Annotated in this window: 11 protein-coding genes; 7 read left to right on the top strand and 4 right to left on the bottom strand. The window is 41.7% G+C overall.

From position 1 onward, the window contains the following. The first annotated feature begins 297 nt into the window (after positions 1-297). The 3 genes from rluC (at position 298) to ACJAT7_RS03995 (ending at position 2,972) form a co-directional block, all read left to right on the top strand. Positions 298-1,236 carry a 23S rRNA pseudouridine(955/2504/2580) synthase RluC gene (gene rluC, locus ACJAT7_RS04005; protein WP_415225506.1) on the top strand — a complete coding sequence of 313 codons (939 nt, stop codon included), beginning with the start codon at positions 298-300 and terminating at the stop codon, positions 1,234-1,236. 99 nt (positions 1,237-1,335) lie between these two features. Beyond that, positions 1,336-1,980, top strand: a complete 645-nt coding sequence (locus tag ACJAT7_RS04000; RefSeq protein ID WP_415225505.1) for an HAD-IA family hydrolase — start codon at positions 1,336-1,338, stop codon at positions 1,978-1,980. An 8-nt stretch (positions 1,981-1,988) separates the two neighbouring features. Further along, the gene (locus tag ACJAT7_RS03995) at positions 1,989-2,972 is read left to right on the top strand and encodes a glycosyl transferase family protein (protein WP_415225504.1); all 984 of its coding nucleotides are present in this window, start codon (positions 1,989-1,991) and stop codon (positions 2,970-2,972) included. 50 nt (positions 2,973-3,022) lie between these two features. Here the strand turns inward: ACJAT7_RS03995 and ACJAT7_RS03990 are convergent, their stop codons facing one another. From ACJAT7_RS03990 to ACJAT7_RS03980, 3 genes are read right to left on the bottom strand one after another with little or no spacing between them, the layout of a single operon-like run. After that, positions 3,023-3,922 carry a peptidoglycan binding protein CsiV gene (locus tag ACJAT7_RS03990; protein WP_415225503.1) on the bottom strand — a complete coding sequence of 300 codons (900 nt, stop codon included), beginning with the start codon at positions 3,920-3,922 and terminating at the stop codon, positions 3,023-3,025. 20 nt (positions 3,923-3,942) lie between these two features. Further along, on the bottom strand, positions 3,943-7,422 hold the full coding sequence (mfd, locus tag ACJAT7_RS03985; RefSeq protein ID WP_415225502.1) for a transcription-repair coupling factor: 3,480 nt from the start codon (positions 7,420-7,422) through the stop codon (positions 3,943-3,945). A 12-nt stretch (positions 7,423-7,434) separates the two neighbouring features. Next, entirely contained in the window at positions 7,435-7,992 is a 558-nt protein-coding gene (locus ACJAT7_RS03980) for a PilZ domain-containing protein (protein ID WP_415225501.1), read from the bottom strand. A gap of 189 nt (positions 7,993-8,181) precedes the next feature. On the opposite strand from ACJAT7_RS03980, the gene ACJAT7_RS03975 reads away from it, so the two are divergent. Genes ACJAT7_RS03975 through lolE form a run of 3 tightly spaced genes read left to right on the top strand, consistent with a single transcriptional unit; the run spans position 8,182 to position 11,343 of the window. After that, positions 8,182-9,408 carry a lipoprotein-releasing ABC transporter permease subunit gene (locus ACJAT7_RS03975; protein WP_415225500.1) on the top strand — a complete coding sequence of 409 codons (1,227 nt, stop codon included), beginning with the start codon at positions 8,182-8,184 and terminating at the stop codon, positions 9,406-9,408. Further along, positions 9,401-10,099: a lipoprotein-releasing ABC transporter ATP-binding protein LolD gene (lolD, locus tag ACJAT7_RS03970; protein WP_415225499.1), complete on the top strand. Its 699-nt coding sequence runs from the start codon at positions 9,401-9,403 to the stop codon at positions 10,097-10,099. The genes ACJAT7_RS03975 and lolD overlap by 8 nt, the downstream gene beginning before the upstream one ends. Then, complete coding sequence (lolE, locus tag ACJAT7_RS03965; RefSeq protein ID WP_415225498.1) at positions 10,099-11,343, top strand: lipoprotein-releasing ABC transporter permease subunit LolE; 1,245 nt, start codon at positions 10,099-10,101, stop codon at positions 11,341-11,343. Before lolD ends, lolE begins: the two co-directional genes overlap by 1 nt. A 3-nt stretch (positions 11,344-11,346) precedes the next feature. On the opposite strand, the gene ACJAT7_RS03960 is transcribed toward lolE, so the two are convergent. Continuing rightward, the gene (locus ACJAT7_RS03960) at positions 11,347-11,964 is read right to left on the bottom strand and encodes a GDSL-type esterase/lipase family protein (RefSeq protein ID WP_415225497.1); all 618 of its coding nucleotides are present in this window, start codon (positions 11,962-11,964) and stop codon (positions 11,347-11,349) included. A 606-nt stretch (positions 11,965-12,570) separates the two neighbouring features. On the opposite strand from ACJAT7_RS03960, the gene ACJAT7_RS03955 reads away from it, so the two are divergent. Next, positions 12,571-16,320, top strand: coding sequence for an alpha-amylase family glycosyl hydrolase (locus ACJAT7_RS03955; RefSeq protein ID WP_415225496.1), 3,750 nt, complete (start codon positions 12,571-12,573; stop codon positions 16,318-16,320). Positions 16,321-16,495: the final 175 nt, after the last annotated feature.

Raw genomic sequence — 16,495 nt, 5'->3', positions numbered from 1 at the left:
ATGCATTTGTTCACTTGACCTCGTGTCTGACTGTACAGTCTCTCGACTGGATATATGCAGAGGTGCATTTTAAAGTGGGAACAAATAGCTCATTATTATTGGTTTTAAAAGTCGCCAATAAATAGTTAATGAGTAAAATGGCGCAACATTCTATTTAATTATTTTCGTTATTTTGACTACGAGTTAATTTATATTTTTATTAACGAGTCATAACGGGGTAATTCTCTCATTAATAGTGCTTTTGTCGCAATACAAATTTTTAGATATTATCTGATAAGCACGTGATAAACTTAACGGATGGAACAAATAAATCACTCAGTACGCATACTTGAGGTAACTCAAGAAAATGCACAACAACGAATTGATAATTATCTTCGTTTACATTTAAAAGGTGTCCCTAAAAGCTTGATCTACCGGATCGTGCGTAAAGGGGAGGTGCGTGTCAATAAAAAACGCATTAAGCCAGATTATAAGTTGCAAGCTGGCGATCTAGTTAGGATCCCGCCTGTGCGTGTAGAAAAAGAGAATTCTCTGCCTTCCCCTAAACTAAATATAATTGCGCGGTTAGAGTCTTTGATTGTTTATGAAGACGATGTGTTAATTATCTTGAATAAACCATCAGGTCTTGCTGTACACGGCGGCAGTGGTCTTGATTTTGGCGCAATTGAAGCGCTGCGCTCCTTGCGCCCGGAAGCTCGTTTTTTAGAATTAGTACATCGTCTTGATAAAGCAACGTCGGGTTGTTTGTTAATAGCAAAAAAACGCAGTACTTTACGTGCGCTACATGAACAGCTGCGCAACAAAACGATGAACAAACAATATCTGGCACTCGTTAAAGGGAGCTGGAATAAAAGTTGGCGCAGTGTTCGAGAGCCTTTGCTTAAAGATGCGCAAAATTCAATTGTAAAAGTCAGCAGCGCGGGCAAAGCTTGTGAAACACGCTTTAGAATTATGCAACGCTATCAGGGTGCAACATTAGTCGAGGCAAGCCCTGTTACCGGACGTACTCATCAAATACGCGTACATAGTGCGTGTAAAGGACATAATATTGCGTGTGATGATCGTTATGGTGATGATCTGTTCACTGCAGAGATGAAAAAGTTAGGACTGAATCGTCTTTTCTTGCATGCCGCACATATTACTTTTTATCATCCGGTTTTAGAGAAAGAGATGACCGTCAGCGCGCCCTTATGCGATCAATTATCTTCCCTGCTAGAAAAACTGCAGAGAAGCTAAAAATTAAATATCCGGTTATTATATTTGACAGTTTTATGATGCTGGGGCGCTAATGGATTGCAGCGTTAAAATTGTTACTTGTATGAGAGAAGCTAAAAAATGAAATATCCGGTTATTATATTTGATTGGGATGGGACACTAATGGATTCCATCGATAAAATCGTCGCTTGTGTAAAACAAGCGGCGGTTATCAGCGAATTGGAAGTGCCTTGTGCAGATGCTATTCGTAATATCATTGGTTTAAGCTTGGATAAAGCGATGGCGATACTATTCCCATCGCATTCAGTACAACAACAAGCTGCGCTAGTGATTGCCTACCGTCAGCAATATCTTGAATTAAATCATCAGCCTACCCCTTTTTATCCCGGCATTAAAGAGTGGTTACTCTCTTTAAAAATGCAGGGGTACACACTTGCTGTTGCAACAGGGAAGGGGCGGAACGGTCTTAATCGTATGATGGACAAATACGGTGTTAATGATCTTTTTGCTGTGACCTACTGCGCCGATGAAACTAATTCAAAACCTGATCCTCTGATGCTCAATAAAATTTTGGCAGATCTGAATGTGCCGGCAGAGCAGGCGTTGATGATTGGTGATTCCAGTTATGATTTAGAAATGGCGAATAATGCTAATATTGCTTGTGTGGGTGTGACTTATGGCGTGCACTCACAACAGATCTTGTCAAAATATGGACCGATTGCCATATTAAGTGATTTACCACAGCAACTTGGCAACTATATTTAAGGGATTTTATGTTTAGTGAATATATTAAATTAACGGGCAGAGGCGAAAAAGGGCGTCGTGCTTTAACACAAACGGAAGCTTATGATGCGCTCACCTCTTACCTTAATGGTGAGGCGGATCTATTACAGCTGGCGGTTTTGTTAATGTTACAGCGGGTGCGCTGTGAAACCCCTGCAGAGGCTGCCGGTTATATTCAAGCTTTGCGCAATACTATTTCACCACAGTGGCAAGCGCTCAATGTGGATCTTGATTGGCCCTGCTTTGCCGGAAAAAAACGCCAGCCGCCTTGGTTACTGTTAGCCGCGAAGCTGTTAGCACAACGGGGGAAACGTATTGTCCTTCATGGTTTTAATGCCATTGATGCGATCAAATTTCAGGTTGAAGATGCCTGCCCAGCGCTTAATATCCAAATCGCACATACCCCAAAACAAGCACAACAGATACTGGCGCAAAATAATATCTGTTATCTGCCGTTATCTGCCTATTGTCCGAAACTGATTCCTTTGCTTGCGCTTCGTGAAAAAGTCGGCTTACGTACCCCCCTTAATACTGTCGCGCGAAGTCTTAATCCGAGTAATGCACCTTTTGCTATTCATGGTGTTTTTCATAAAGGTTATGAAAAATTACATGCGCAGGCTGCAATGCTCACAGATGAAGTTAATATGATCGCTTTTAAGGGCGAGGGCGGGGAAAGTGAAGTTAACCCGCGGGTTAGCAGTCTTATTTGCGGTGTGCAAACTGTCGCAGGTAAATCCACTTTTATTGAAGAGGAATGGCCTACATTTTTACCTGAAGTCGGCGGCGCGCACACTGAAGTTTCAGCCGCATATCTACACAAAGTATGGTCGGGGGAAATAGAGGATGTTTATGGCGATGCTGCTGTGATTTGCACCATGGCGGTTCTGTTAAAGCAATTTAACGAGCGGCCAACTCAGCAGGAATGTCTTGAATTGGCTACCCAATATTGGCAAAGCAGAGATAAAAACGTGTAAAACAGAAGGACCATAAGCTGATGTTATGGTTCTGAAATTTATTGCTTTGCTTATTCTATTTTTCTTATCTGTAAAATAATTCCCATCAATGGATGGTCAAAGTAGTGTATCTCTTCACTGCGTAAACGGCGATTTTGATCAAATAGGATCTCTTTAATAACTGTTTCCTGTTTTGTGTCAATCGCTTTTTCCGTGTCAGTTTGTTTTATAACTTGTACATCGTTTTCACTGTTAACAATTTCAAACCCTTGTTCCTGCATCATTTGCAGTGGTGCAACGTCCTGGGTTACCTCTTCACGGATAAGTAATTGACTGTCAATAAAGAGATAATGATCGAGATAGATTTTTACGTTACCGTCAATTTCCCACTTGTCAGTTAAAGGGACAACTTGCTCATTAACAATATTGCTCACTAGATCTTGATCGAGTTGATTACTTTCAATTTCAACCGCTGCGTTATCTACACTTTTTACCTTTTTGTCTGAACGAGCTTGGGGCATATTTAATGCTAAATTTTTCCCTGCAAAAATATGCAGGGGTATTGCCTCCCGTTCACTGGCGACAGGCATGCGCCAGGCTAAATGCAAAACAGGCGTAAACAAGGCGTGTCTTGACAGTTTTTCCCGCTGCGGCGTGAGTTGCAGATGAGAGGCATCGAGCAGTTGAAAGCCGTGAGCGTTAGGATCAAATAATGCACTGTTAATTAACACAGGATTACTTTCATGCAGACAGGGCTCAGCAACACAAAGTTTATCTGTTTGTGTTTTAAATAAGGGGATGCTATTTGCAGTGTCAACTGCACCGTTTTCAGATGCGAGATCTTCTTGAATATCTTCGATATCAACATTTCGTTGAAATAGCAGCAACTCAATTTCAAACCAGCGCTCCTGTGCATGTATCGGGAACGCGCTGCAAAGCAGAATTAATGGCAACAATAGTCTGTAATTCAAGATGATATCCTTAAATATGTTTATTTGGTTAAGTGTTTTTCAAAACTACTCAGTAGTTGTACTGTCCAGTTTATACGTAAGCGGTTATCTTCGAGATTGCGATTGAACTTAAGTTTTGTTGGACCATCTAGTTTAAAGGTATTTGCCTCTTTTTGCAGTAAAGAAACCAGGAATAGCGGATCAACTGTGGTATTTTCTGTAAATAAAACCGTGCCGCCTTTAGCGTGAGCTTCAAGGCGTTTGATTCCGACTACACTACACTGCTGTTTTAGTTTAGTTACTTCAATCAGGTTTTTGGTGGCATCAGGCAATAAACCAAAACGGTCTATCAGTTCAACTTGCAGCTCTTTCAGGCTGTGCTTATCTTTACTATTGGCAATGCGTTTGTACAAAGACAGACGCATGTTTACATCCGGGATATAACTCTCCGGGATTAATGCGGGAATGCGCATCTCCACTTCAGCTTGACTGGCAAGCAGATACTCGAGTGTCGGCTCGTGGCCATTTTTTAATGCGCTGACCGCTTGATTTAACATCTCCATATAGAGGTTATAACCGATACTGCTGATTTGTCCTGACTGCTCATCACCTAACAGTTCACCCGCACCACGGATTTCTAAATCGTGTGTTGCTAAGGTAAAGCCTGCGCCTAATGTGTTCAAAGAGGCGATCGCCTCGAGCCTTTTTTTCGCATCCTTGCTTATCAATTTCGGGGGGGGAGTTAAAAGGTAAGCGTAGGCTTGATGGTGTGATCGGCCAACACGGCCGCGCAGTTGGTGTAATTGCGCAAGACCAAGATGGTCTGCCCGATTGATAATAATCGTATTGGCTGTCGGTACATCAATACCATTTTCGATAATTGTGCTGCAGACCAGGACATTTTGACGCTGATGATAGAAATCGGCCATCACCCGCTCTAACTGGTGTTCATTCATCTGTCCATGGCCCACGACTACTTTTGCTTGTGGTATCAAGTCTTGAATATCTTGAGCCGCTTTCTCAATGGTAGCAACATTATTATGCAGAAAATAAACTTGCCCACCGCGCATAATTTCACGTGTTATGGCATCGCTGACAATTTGATCGGTTTTTTGTTGCACAAATGTTTTAACGGCTAACCGTTTGGCTGGCGGTGTGGCGATTATGGAAAGATCGCGCATCCCATTCATCGACATATTTAAGGTTCGGGGAATAGGGGTTGCTGTTAATGTCAAAATATCAATCTGTGCGCGTAGCGCTTTAATTTTTTCTTTTTGGCGAACACCAAAGCGGTGCTCTTCATCGATAATCAGTAATCCCAAATCGGAGAATTTGAGTTCGGTGCTAAGCAGTTTATGGGTGCCGATTAATATATCAATTTTGCCTTGTGCTGCTTCGACCAATATCTGTTTTTGCTCTTTGGCTGTTTTAACGCGTGATAATACTTCAATGCGTACTGGCCAATCAGCAAAGCGGTCTTTAAAGTTTTCGTAATGTTGTTGTGCCAGCAGGGTTGTGGGCACAAGCAATGCGACCTGCCTGGTATTATCGGTGGCTAAAAAGGCGGCGCGCATCGCCACTTCCGTTTTACCAAAACCGACATCACCACAGACTAATCTGTCCATCGGCTGTGATGAACACATATCGGTTAACACCGCATTAATGGATTGGGCTTGATCGTGGGTTTCTTCAAAAGGAAAATCATTGCTAAACTGTGCATAATTACTTTTATTTAGCTGATAGCGGTAACCTACTTTTGCGGCTCTTTGGGCATAAATATCTAATAATTCAGCAGCAATATCACGCACTCTTTCTGCTGCCCGTTTTTTCGCTTTTTGCCACGTTTCTGTGCCCAGTTTATTAATGGGGGCATTGTCAACATCATGGCCGCTATAACGGCTGATAAGGTGGAGCGAGCTTACCGGCACATAAAGTTTGTCACCACGAAGATATTCTAAGGTGACAAATTCAGTTAAGTTGCCGACTGTTTCTATAGTCTGTAAGCCTAAATAACGGCCGATACCATGATCAATATGAACAACAGGCTGGCCAATTTTGAGCTCTTCTAAATTACGCAGAATATCTTCAGAGCTGTAGTTTTCATCGCTGCCCTCACTGCGACGGCGGCGCTGCGTTACTTTAAAGCCGAGCAGTTCATTTTCAGTGATAAATGCCAAGTGTGCATCATTTAAAATAAAACTGCTTTCCACCTGGCTGACAATAATACCTAACGGCTTATTACTGTTAACAAATGCGCTGAGGCTGTCAAACTCGCTGAGCACAAGTTTAAGCGGCACTAATAACTCTTGTAATGACTCTTTTCTGCCTGCCGACTCCACGCTGAATAATATCCGCCCGGCGAAATTGGCAATAAAATGTTCAATATTAGCCAGCGGTTTATTCTTTTTGTGCTCAACTTGAACATTTCCAATGGCAGAGATATCAAGATTTATTTTGCCCGCTTTCTCTTCGTTTAACGCTTCGCTTTTAAAGTAGTAGCGTGGCCACTGATTTAGTTTCTCGCAGCACTGCTCATGGCGTAAATACAATTCAGCAGGCGGTAATAATGGCCGCAGCAGATCACCGCAACGTTCCTCATAACGCGCCTCTAAACCCTGCCAGAAATCGAGACTCGCTTGATTAATGTCGCCGACAATAGCCAGCTTCGAGTTACTTGGCAGATAATCAAAAAGTGTCGCAGTCTGCTCAAAAAAGAGCGGTAAATAATACTCTATACCGGCAGGCAGGTTAGTTTGTTCGAGTGCACTGAAAATCGATTCTTTGCTGGAGGATAAGGGCGCGGTGAATTTATCGGCAAATTTTATTTTAAAACGTTTAATGGCGTCACTGTCGCTTGCAAACTCATGTGCAGGTAACAGTTTAATTTCATCAATAGGTTTTAATGAGCGCTGGCTTTCACTATCGAAAGGGCGGATTGAGTCTATTTCATCATCAAAAAAATCGATACGGTATGGCGTGTTACTGGCCATTGGAAAAATATCTAACAAGGATCCGCGCGCACAATACTCACCATGCTCCATTACCTGTTCAACCGCATAATAACCGGCGGCTTGCAGATTAGCGCGCAGGTTTTGTAATTCAATCTTCTGTCCATTTTTGATTATTAAGGTGTGCTGCAGCAGATAAGAGGGGGGCGCAAGGCGTAATAATAGCGTGCTGATCGGTACGATTAAGATACCTTGCTGCATATTAGGTAATTTATATAAGGTTTCTATACGTGTTGAAATAATATCCTGGTGCGGAGAAAAATGGTCGTAAGGTAAGGTTTCCCAATCAGGAAAACTGACAATCTCTACTTTATCTTCAACAAAAAATTCCAGCTCTTGGTTTAATTTTAAAGCCGTCGGCGTATCGTTGACAATGAGAACAAGCGGCGTGTTTTGTTGCTTGGCACATTCGCTAATGGTTAATGCCAGGCTACTACCCTGTAAATTTGCAAATAATAAACGATCAGATTTACTTTTCAATGCGGGAATTGATAATAGTGAAGCTTGTTTCATTTTATAATCTTTTTAAAGTGATTGAGTACGTTGTGTCGCCCGAAATTTTAATTGCTTCGATTGTATATGTAATGAAGCACGAATCAACAGCTCTCTATCTTCTTCCCGGATCTGCTGGTAAGTTAATTCAACACTATCGTTATCAACAGAGCTGACGCGCGCATAACAATAGATAGCCGCGGACTCTTCGGGAATGAAAATCTTTAAGCGTACATTCTGATCCATGGCAAAGGTATTATCCGGACAATGAAAAAGACAACAACCTGCGCTAAATGCCGTTGTTTGATAATGAAATTTCTGCTCATCTTGCTGGCTAAGCACATAGGTAAGCAGGGTATTTATTTTTTGGTTCTGCGCTTGCAGATAAAACCATAATGCCTGTGTTGTTTCATTATTTAATTTAAGTGAGTGCAGCGCTTGGGTATCTATATTAGCAAGATCGCTTGCCATACGAAAGGGGGCAGGGATCTCCTGTTCAAATTGCTGATCATCAGGAATATTCTCATCGCTATTGAGTAACTTGACATTAATTGCAAGCTGGTGGTTGACTAGAAAATATTCACTGGTCATGATGGCGCCTTCTTTTTGTTGTCTTTAACAGTTTGATACTGATTTTTCAGTATCTTGATTTATAAAGATACATTAGAATGTTGACTAATCAATCTGTTATTACTATTTTCTTTCGTATTGCATTGAGTGTACAACTATTATTTTAATGATTATAACTCAATCTATTACGCGTAAGAAACAAAGGAATTTATGTTTTACCCCCTCAGTTTATTTATCGGATTACGTTATACGAAATCAAAACGTAACAATAAATTTGTCTCCTTTGTCTCCCTTTTTTCAACAGGCGGAATAACATTGGGCGTGCTTGCTTTGATCACCGTTTTATCTGTAATGAATGGTTTTGAGCATGAACTGAAAACGCGAATTTTAGGCGCAGTGCCGCATGCCATTATCAGCAATGAAAGCCATCAACTGAGTGACTGGGAGATGCAAATCCCCGAATTGTTAAAAATAGAGGCAGTTAAAAGTGTCGAACCTGTTGTCCGTAGTGAAGCTATTCTGCAAACGCAAAGTGGCTTACAAGGTGTTGTTTTTGAAGGTGTAGATCCACAGCTTTATAGCAGTAATATTGTTGCCTCTAATATTTACGCCGGCCAATTGAGCGATTTAAAAGCAGATGCGTTTAATATTGTTATTGGTCAAGGTCTCGCGCGTGAACTCGGTGTTAACTTGGGGAGCAAGGTACGCGTGATATCTGCACGCGGCAGTCTATTTACCCCATTAGGTCGTATGCCGAGTCAACGTAATTTTAAGGTTGTTGGTTTATTTAATGTCGGCTCTGATGTTGATAGCCAACTGGCGCTTATGCATATACAAGATGCAGCGAAGTTGATTCGTATCGATAAAGCGCAAATAACCGATCTGCGACTCTATTTTAATGATCCCTTTGATATTCAATCCTGGACGCCTCCGCGGTTAAAAGAGGGGCAATTTTTAACAGATTGGCGTAAAACCCACGGTGAACTGTTTGCCGCTGTTAAAATGGAAAAGAATATGATTTGGTTGCTGCTGTGTTTAATTATTTGTGTTGCCGCATTTAATATCCTCTCTTCGTCAGTGATGGTGGTAAGTGATAAAAATGGAGAAGTGGCCATTTTAAAAACACTGGGAATATCAGGAAAAACCCTTAATCTAATTTTTATTATTCAAGGTGCATGGAGTGGGATTATCGGGGCGTTAATCGGCACTAGTTTAGGTTTGTTGTTAAGCAGTTATATTAACGAAACCCTCTCTTTTTTAGGTTTGCACCTTCTCTCCGACGCATCGGGTGGGGAAAGAATATTACCCGTAATGCATGAACCGCTACAAATATTGGTGATTATGTTTGGTGCAATGTTATTAAGTTTATTAGCAACCTTATATCCGGCATATCGCGCTGGAAAAGTGAGCCCGGTAGAGGCATTAAGATATGAATAAAGAGAGTCAAAACGCAGAAATTCTGGTCTGTTCTAATTTAAGTAAAACATACCAAGACGGCAAGTTGTTCAACACTGTGCTGCAGGGCGTGGATTTAAAAGTAGCGCAAGGCGAGTTGTTGGCGATTGTCGGCAGTTCGGGATCGGGTAAAAGCACATTATTGCACCTGTTGGGCGGGTTGGATAAACCCAGTGCGGGAGAGGTCTTTTATCAAGGGCAAAACATTCATCAACTTTCTCCCAATAAACAAGCTAAATGGCGCAATCAATGTATGGGATTCGTCTATCAGTTCCATCATCTTTTATCAGAGTTTACTGCCCTGGAAAATGTGGCTATGCCACTTTTAATTGCGGGAGTTGATATCAAGCGCACTACTGAAAAAGCGCAGGCTATGTTGACCCGTGTTGGTTTAGAAGCACGTTTACAGCATCGTCCTTCGGAACTATCTGGGGGCGAGCGACAACGCGTTGCTATCGCGCGCGCGCTAATCAATGATCCGGAATTAGTGCTTGCGGATGAGCCCACCGGTAATCTGGATGCACAAAGTGCAGAGAGTATTTATCAGTTAATAAACACACTTAATCAAGAGTTAGGTACCGCTTTCGTTGTTGTCACCCATGATCAGCAATTAGCCAACAAATTAAACCGCCAAGAGCATATGGTAAGCGGTATTTTACAGAGCAATTTATAATGTATCGCCCATTATCACTATTTATCGGTTTGCGTTATAGCAATGCTAAACATAAAAATAAATTTGTTTCATTTATCTCGATTGCTTCTATCTTAGGTATTGCATTGGGTGTTGCCGTATTGATAGTGGGACTGTCGGCGATGAACGGTTTTGAAAAAGCGCTGCGCGATCAGCTATTATCGGTTGTGCCACATGGTGAACTGGAGATGGTAAATGGTAGCTTTAATGATTTACAAGGCACCTTAAAGCAGGTCAGATCCTATCCGGGGATACTCGGCGTCACACCTTATATAACGCTCAATGGATTATTGCAAAAAGATAATCAAACGAAAGCGCTGCAGATTCGAGCCATAAGCCCTGACACTGAAAGTAATGTGACCCAAATTGAGCAATATATCAAAGCCGGTGATTGGTCCTTACTGGCAGCAGGTGAGCGCTCTATTATTCTGGGGAAAAGAGTTGCGGAGAAATTAAAAGTCTCTGTCGATGACTCACTTTACCTGTTATTACCGCAGAATCAGGCAGGAAATCGATTAAAGGCGCCTCGTTCGATAAGATTTAAATTAGTTGGGCTTTTCGAAATGGGCGGGCAGTTAGATGGCGCCTTAGGTTTTATCCATATTGAAGATGCTAAACAGTTATTAGCAATGAAAAATGCCAATGCAATCGCCTTTAAAGTCGACAATGTTTTGGATGCGCAAAAAATTGCGCGCGGAATTGCTTACCGCCTCTCCTCCTACCTCTATATCAAAAGCTGGATCACCAGCCAAGGTTATCTGTATCAAGATATTCAGATGGTTAAATCGTTAATGTATGTCATCTTATTACTGGTGGTCGCGGTTGCCTGCTTTAATATTGTTTCCACATTAGTGATGGCGGTTAATGAAAAACGTTGCGATATTGCTATTTTGAAAACAATGGGCGCATCAAAGTGGATGTTACGCCTTATATTTATTGTACAGGGGGCGTTTAATGGCTTTGTTGGATGCCTATTGGGGGCTATTTTTGGCACCTATATTGCCGTTAATCTCACGCAGATAATTGAGAAGTTCGAAGCAGTTATCGGGCATAAATTTTTGTCTGGCGATATCTACTTTATCGACTTTTTGCCTTCGCAGGTAGATTATATGCAGGTCCTGCTGATCGCTTTGATTGCCTTTCTGATGAGTGTATTGTCGACCGTTTATCCTGCGTGGCGGGCAAGTAATATTCAACCCGCCCAGGAGTTAGGTTACAGCCATTAATCCCTATTCTATTGCGCCCTGTTTTTTTAATAGCTGCGCAATCGTTTCTGCTATTTTCTGGTAGCCTAAATGGTTAGGATGAATAAGATCGCTGTGTAACTCAGGTTGCGCTAATAGATCTGCTAGCAGATCATTTTCGACAACAATATTCATCTGCGTCGCTACCTGCTGGTATTGCTTAAGCGGTGTTAATAACAGGCTGGTATTGGGTACAGCAATCAATAACACCTGAATATCCCTATCCTGCGCCATTTTAATCATCTTTTTTAAATTATCAGCCATTTTCTCTAAGTCAGCCTTTTGCAAAAGGTCGTTGGCGCCGTGGCATAGCAGTAAAAGTTGCGGTTTATAACGGTCTAATAATTTTTCTAATCTAAGCAGTCCCTCGCCACTTAATTCACCATTAACCCCTGCATTGATCACCCTCCTGTTGATAAGTTTACTTAATTGCGCGGGATAGCTTTGATTTGTATCCGCGCCATAACCGAAGGTCAGGCTATCGCCAAAAGCAAGAATAGGTTGAGAGGGATTAAGTGGTTGTAACATATTGGTTGGCTCACTACAGGAAAATAAAATAAAAAAAAGCGGGGCTATAAAGAAACTTGTTTTAAATAATGCCATTTTCGACTCCTATCTTTATATTCAGGTCATTTGCTTAATTGCGCCTTCAAGCCGCTCTGCTTATGCTTACATAGCTATTTGCGGTGTAATTTGTGCAATGCTGTTGTTTAATATAAATAAGGGCTGATTAACAGCGCTTTGTTGTTTGTCTGTTTTTTCTGTGAAATTAATCACAAGTTAATAACTTTATGGTGTTTTTTTTGAACTAAAAAGGTTTTTTTACAATTATCATAAACAATAATGTTAAACAAATACTACGCTTGCATCGTTTTATGGGCAAATAAGATTTTTTGCATAACTTTTCCAGGATGGGACGGTTATCTTGAATTTGCTTATAAATACTGCTTTGTGAGTTTCAAAGGCTCGCGCTTTGAAGCTGTTTAAAGCCGTATTGGAATGGTTCTAGTACGACTTAGTGAGGAATGGATTCTAAAAACAGCAAGTTAAACTTATCGACTTTTAGTCGACTCTGTTGTTCTAACACTTTTATTTCCAGCCTGTCCTAAGGCTGAGTACATAAGGTTTATCTTATGTCTGCGCTTAAATTGACCACTGCGAGGTGCGGTTGTGCTTAGCCATTAACCGCGATAGCAAGGAAGAGCTTAAATGAAAAAAATACTTTTTATCAGTTTGATAGCGGCCTCTGTGTCTGCTCAAGCTGATTGGTATTTCCGTGGGACGCCTAATACCTGGGTCGCCACTGCAATGGAAAATGTATCGAGTAATACCTATCAAACCTGTCAAAGCTTTGGCTCTGATAACCCGAGATTTAAAATTGACCGTTATGGCGATTGGAGTGAGAATTTTCCGTCAACAGGCGATGTGTTGGTCACAGAAAACAGTAGCCAACAAATCACATGGGACGCTGACACCCTGAGTTTGTCTATGGTTGAAATGGCTAAATGTGGCGAAACTATAGTCGATAATGACGAGATCATAGTCGAAGATAGCTGGTTCTACCGCGGTACATCTAATAACTGGGTTGCCACTGCAATGGAGAGCAGTGACAATATTAATTTCTGTAGTGAGCAGAGTTTTGCCGACGAATCACCCCGTTTTAAGATTGATCATTATGGCGATTGGTCTGAAAATTATCCTACAGCAGATTTTATTGTTGAAGGTAACGCAAGTTATACGGTTTGTTTTAATGCACAAAGCAAGCTAGTAACCGCTGTGCCACTTAATGTTGAGGATACACAAGCGCCTGTCGTTTCTGTAAGCATCGCTGAGGGGACCTATAACGCTAGCCAACAAATCAGCTTAAGCGTGACCGATAATCAAGACACGGCACCGCAGTTATATTGTACAACCGATGGCACAACGCCAACTGAGCTGTCAATGAACTGTAATAGTGAGACGTTCACCGCTGAAAATGTGACTGAAAGTGGCGTTGATCTGGTCTTAACTGTACTGGCTACCGATGCGTCTCAAAACAGCGCGATCACAACCTACAGTTACACCATCAACACAGCTAATCCGGATCAATTTACCGTTGTCTATTATCAAAACAGTGCCAATCATAGTGCGCCTAATATTCATTATTGGGATGTTTTACCTGTATTAACTGCAACGGCATGGCCGGGTGACGCGCTAGTCGAACTGGGTGAGGGCTGGTATAAATATGATTTTTCACAGCAAGTAGACACGGCGCAAGTTATCTTTAATGGCAGTGCAGGTCAAACAGCTGATTTAAGTTTTTCTGCGGCAACGCCCTGTTATCAAAACAGTAACTGGGTCAGCATGGACCAGTGTGATGTGACAGACAAAACTGCACCGGTTATATCTGCATCTCCTGTCGCAGGCCGCTATGAGCAAAGTTACTTGGATATTGCGCTAGCAGCTACAGACAGAGATCCTAACGCAGCGATTTATTACACGCTCGATGGAAGTACACCAACAACGAGTTCCTCCCTCTACATGCAAACAATAAGTATTACCGATATTGGTGATGGTGTTGATGCGCTTATTAAAGTGATTGCGATTGATAATGAATTAAATCAATCAGCGGTTGCTGAATTTAGCTATTCATTAAATGAAGACAGTAGTGCGCCGGTTATTACAGCAACGCCGCCAGCGGGACATTCTGAAACCGCTGTCGCTGTTACATTAACTATTGATGATAACCGTGATCCTTCTCCGACGCTTTATTTTACACTTGATGGCAGCACCGTCACAAGCGCAAGCACAGTTTATAGCGGTCAGACATTTGATATTAGTAGTAATACCACTATCAATCTACTGGCTGTTGATAATGCGGGTAATGCACAAGAATCTTCACTTAGCTACCGTATCGGCAAAGTGAATATTACCCGTTTCGATCCGCGTCAGGAAACTATCTACTTCTTACTGACCACTCGCTGGTTTGATGGTAATGCAGAAAATACTGTCGGTGATAATTGGTGCTCATGGACCCAAGAACGTGCTGATGATGATATTATAGATGATGGTTTTACAGGGCCTGAAGATGTGACATGGCGCGGTGATTTCGAAGGGCTAGTTAAAAAGATGGATTACATTAAAGCCCTAGGTTTTACTGCTCTTTGGATAACACCAGTGGTACAAAATGCGGGTGACTTAGCTTATCACGGCTACCACGCTTACGATTTTACTAAAGAAGATCAGCGTTTATTATCACCTGGCTTTGATTTCCAACGTGTTATTGAAGAAGCACATTCACGTGATATGAAGGTTTACCTTGATATTGTGCTTAACCATACGGGCCGTTTAGGCGTTAAGGGTAAAGCTGAAATAAAATACAACAGTGATCCACAGTTATTCCCAATGCCTGATGAGTGGGCCGGTTGGGTTTGGGATGAAGCTAAGTACTTAGCAGGTGAGTCGCAATTCCCCAATGGTTGGGAATACGATGGTTTAACATCGCCAGGTACTATTAATGGTGAACCTATTCCGCCTTATCAACGCATCCCAAGTCGTCGTCCGTTTAATGCGGCTGATATAACTAACTTTGATTTGGACCAAGTTGATGCACAAGGGATCATGAAGTATCAATGGCCATCAAATGAGTCCTATGTTTATACTATGGATAACTATCAAGGGCGTCCTTTAACTTATGAAGAATACAAAAACTCTAAACAGTGGTTCCATAGCCAAGGTTTTGGTAGTGAGGATTCTTTTGATGTTTACCCTAATGCCAACCTTAATAATATCCATGAGGACCTCCCTGATCTAAATACAGAAAATCCTGAAGTGCGTGATTATCTTGTTGAGGCTTATGGGCGTTATATCCGGATGGGTCTTGATGGTTTCAGGGTTGACACTGTAATGCATATTGATAAGAAAACACTTAACGATATGTATTGGCCTGAATTTAACCGCATTGCCAAAGAGAGTGAATCAGCACGTGGTGGCTCTGACTTCTTTATGTTCGGTGAAGTGGCTAACTTTGTGGGTAATATTACAGATAAAACCTCGCAGCTGCGCGAGCAGAACTATACATGGGACAATAATAATTTTGATGTAAGCAGTGATAATCATAAGCTTAATGGCAATGAATATCGTACAACTGATTACAGTGAAATGGCACCCAACGGTGATGCACCATACCATTTCTCAGTGATCGATATGGTTTCTCATAATGGTTTCACTAATGGCCATGCGGGTGGTTATAACGCCGCATTGGGTAATGACTTTGCATATAATGATGCAACATTCCTCACTTGGTATGCTGATTCACATGATTATGGCCCAAATAAAGGTGAAACACGTTACCAAGGTGATTTTGCACCATTATGGTCAATGTTATTCACCTTCCGTGGGATCCCAATTGTGTATTACGGTTCGGAAATTAACTTCGCCGCGGGTAAGCCAAATGATTGGCCTGGTGGTGGTAGTCAAGGTACTGAAATGTCTTTAGAGAAAACCGGGCGTTCATATTTTGGCGATCATCTGCAAGGGACGGTCACTGCAACTGATTTTGGTGAATACCAAGCAACGGGCGAAGTCAGCAATACCTTGAGTAATGATTTAGCGCAGCACTTAATGGGGTTAAACAAAATCCGCCACGCAATTCCAGCTTTGCAGATGGGACAATACAGTACGGATGATGCCAGTGGTGGTTGGGCGCATTACCGTCGCCGCTTTGTTGGTAATGTCGGAAGCGTAGATATTGATTCATTTGCACTCGTTGGTGTTGGGCAATCAAGTTTTACCTTCACTAATGTTATACCTGGTACCTATATTGATGCTGTAACAGGTAATAGTATTACCACTAATGGCATTAGCATCTCATTTGATGTAGCAACAGGTGGCGATGCGGGATTGGGTGTTTATGTGCTTGACGGCGCTATAACAAAAGCACCAGGAAAAATAGTAAATAACAGTCCGTTCTTGAATTAACGCGGATTAATATTAACAAGCCTCTGGCGTTTTGCTAGGGGCTTTTTTGTATTACAAGCCAATTATTTAGTGTCGAGTATTGAACAAATGATGGCTGAAAACAGAAGGGGAGATGCGTGGAGGAAGTCGTAATTGTCAATATTGCCTTGGCTTTAATAGCACAAGGCAACATTGT

The organism is Psychromonas sp., from assembly GCF_047632995.1.
In the GTDB taxonomy this organism is placed as follows: domain Bacteria; phylum Pseudomonadota; class Gammaproteobacteria; order Enterobacterales; family Psychromonadaceae; genus Psychromonas.
Note: the sequence above shows the minus strand (reverse complement) of the source record. Positions and strands in the feature narration are given on the sequence as shown.

Coding starts and splice junctions, on each gene's coding strand:
- rluC (WP_415225506.1), top strand. CDS start 298: ATGGAACAAATAAATCACTCAGTACGCATACTTGAGGTAACTCAAGAA.
- ACJAT7_RS04000 (WP_415225505.1), top strand. CDS start 1,336: ATGAAATATCCGGTTATTATATTTGATTGGGATGGGACACTAATGGAT.
- ACJAT7_RS03995 (WP_415225504.1), top strand. CDS start 1,989: ATGTTTAGTGAATATATTAAATTAACGGGCAGAGGCGAAAAAGGGCGT.
- mfd (WP_415225502.1), bottom strand. CDS start 7,422: ATGAAACAAGCTTCACTATTATCAATTCCCGCATTGAAAAGTAAATCT.
- ACJAT7_RS03980 (WP_415225501.1), bottom strand. CDS start 7,992: ATGACCAGTGAATATTTTCTAGTCAACCACCAGCTTGCAATTAATGTC.
- ACJAT7_RS03975 (WP_415225500.1), top strand. CDS start 8,182: ATGTTTTACCCCCTCAGTTTATTTATCGGATTACGTTATACGAAATCA.
- lolD (WP_415225499.1), top strand. CDS start 9,401: ATGAATAAAGAGAGTCAAAACGCAGAAATTCTGGTCTGTTCTAATTTA.
- lolE (WP_415225498.1), top strand. CDS start 10,099: ATGTATCGCCCATTATCACTATTTATCGGTTTGCGTTATAGCAATGCT.
- ACJAT7_RS03960 (WP_415225497.1), bottom strand. CDS start 11,964: ATGGCATTATTTAAAACAAGTTTCTTTATAGCCCCGCTTTTTTTTATT.
- ACJAT7_RS03955 (WP_415225496.1), top strand. CDS start 12,571: ATGAAAAAAATACTTTTTATCAGTTTGATAGCGGCCTCTGTGTCTGCT.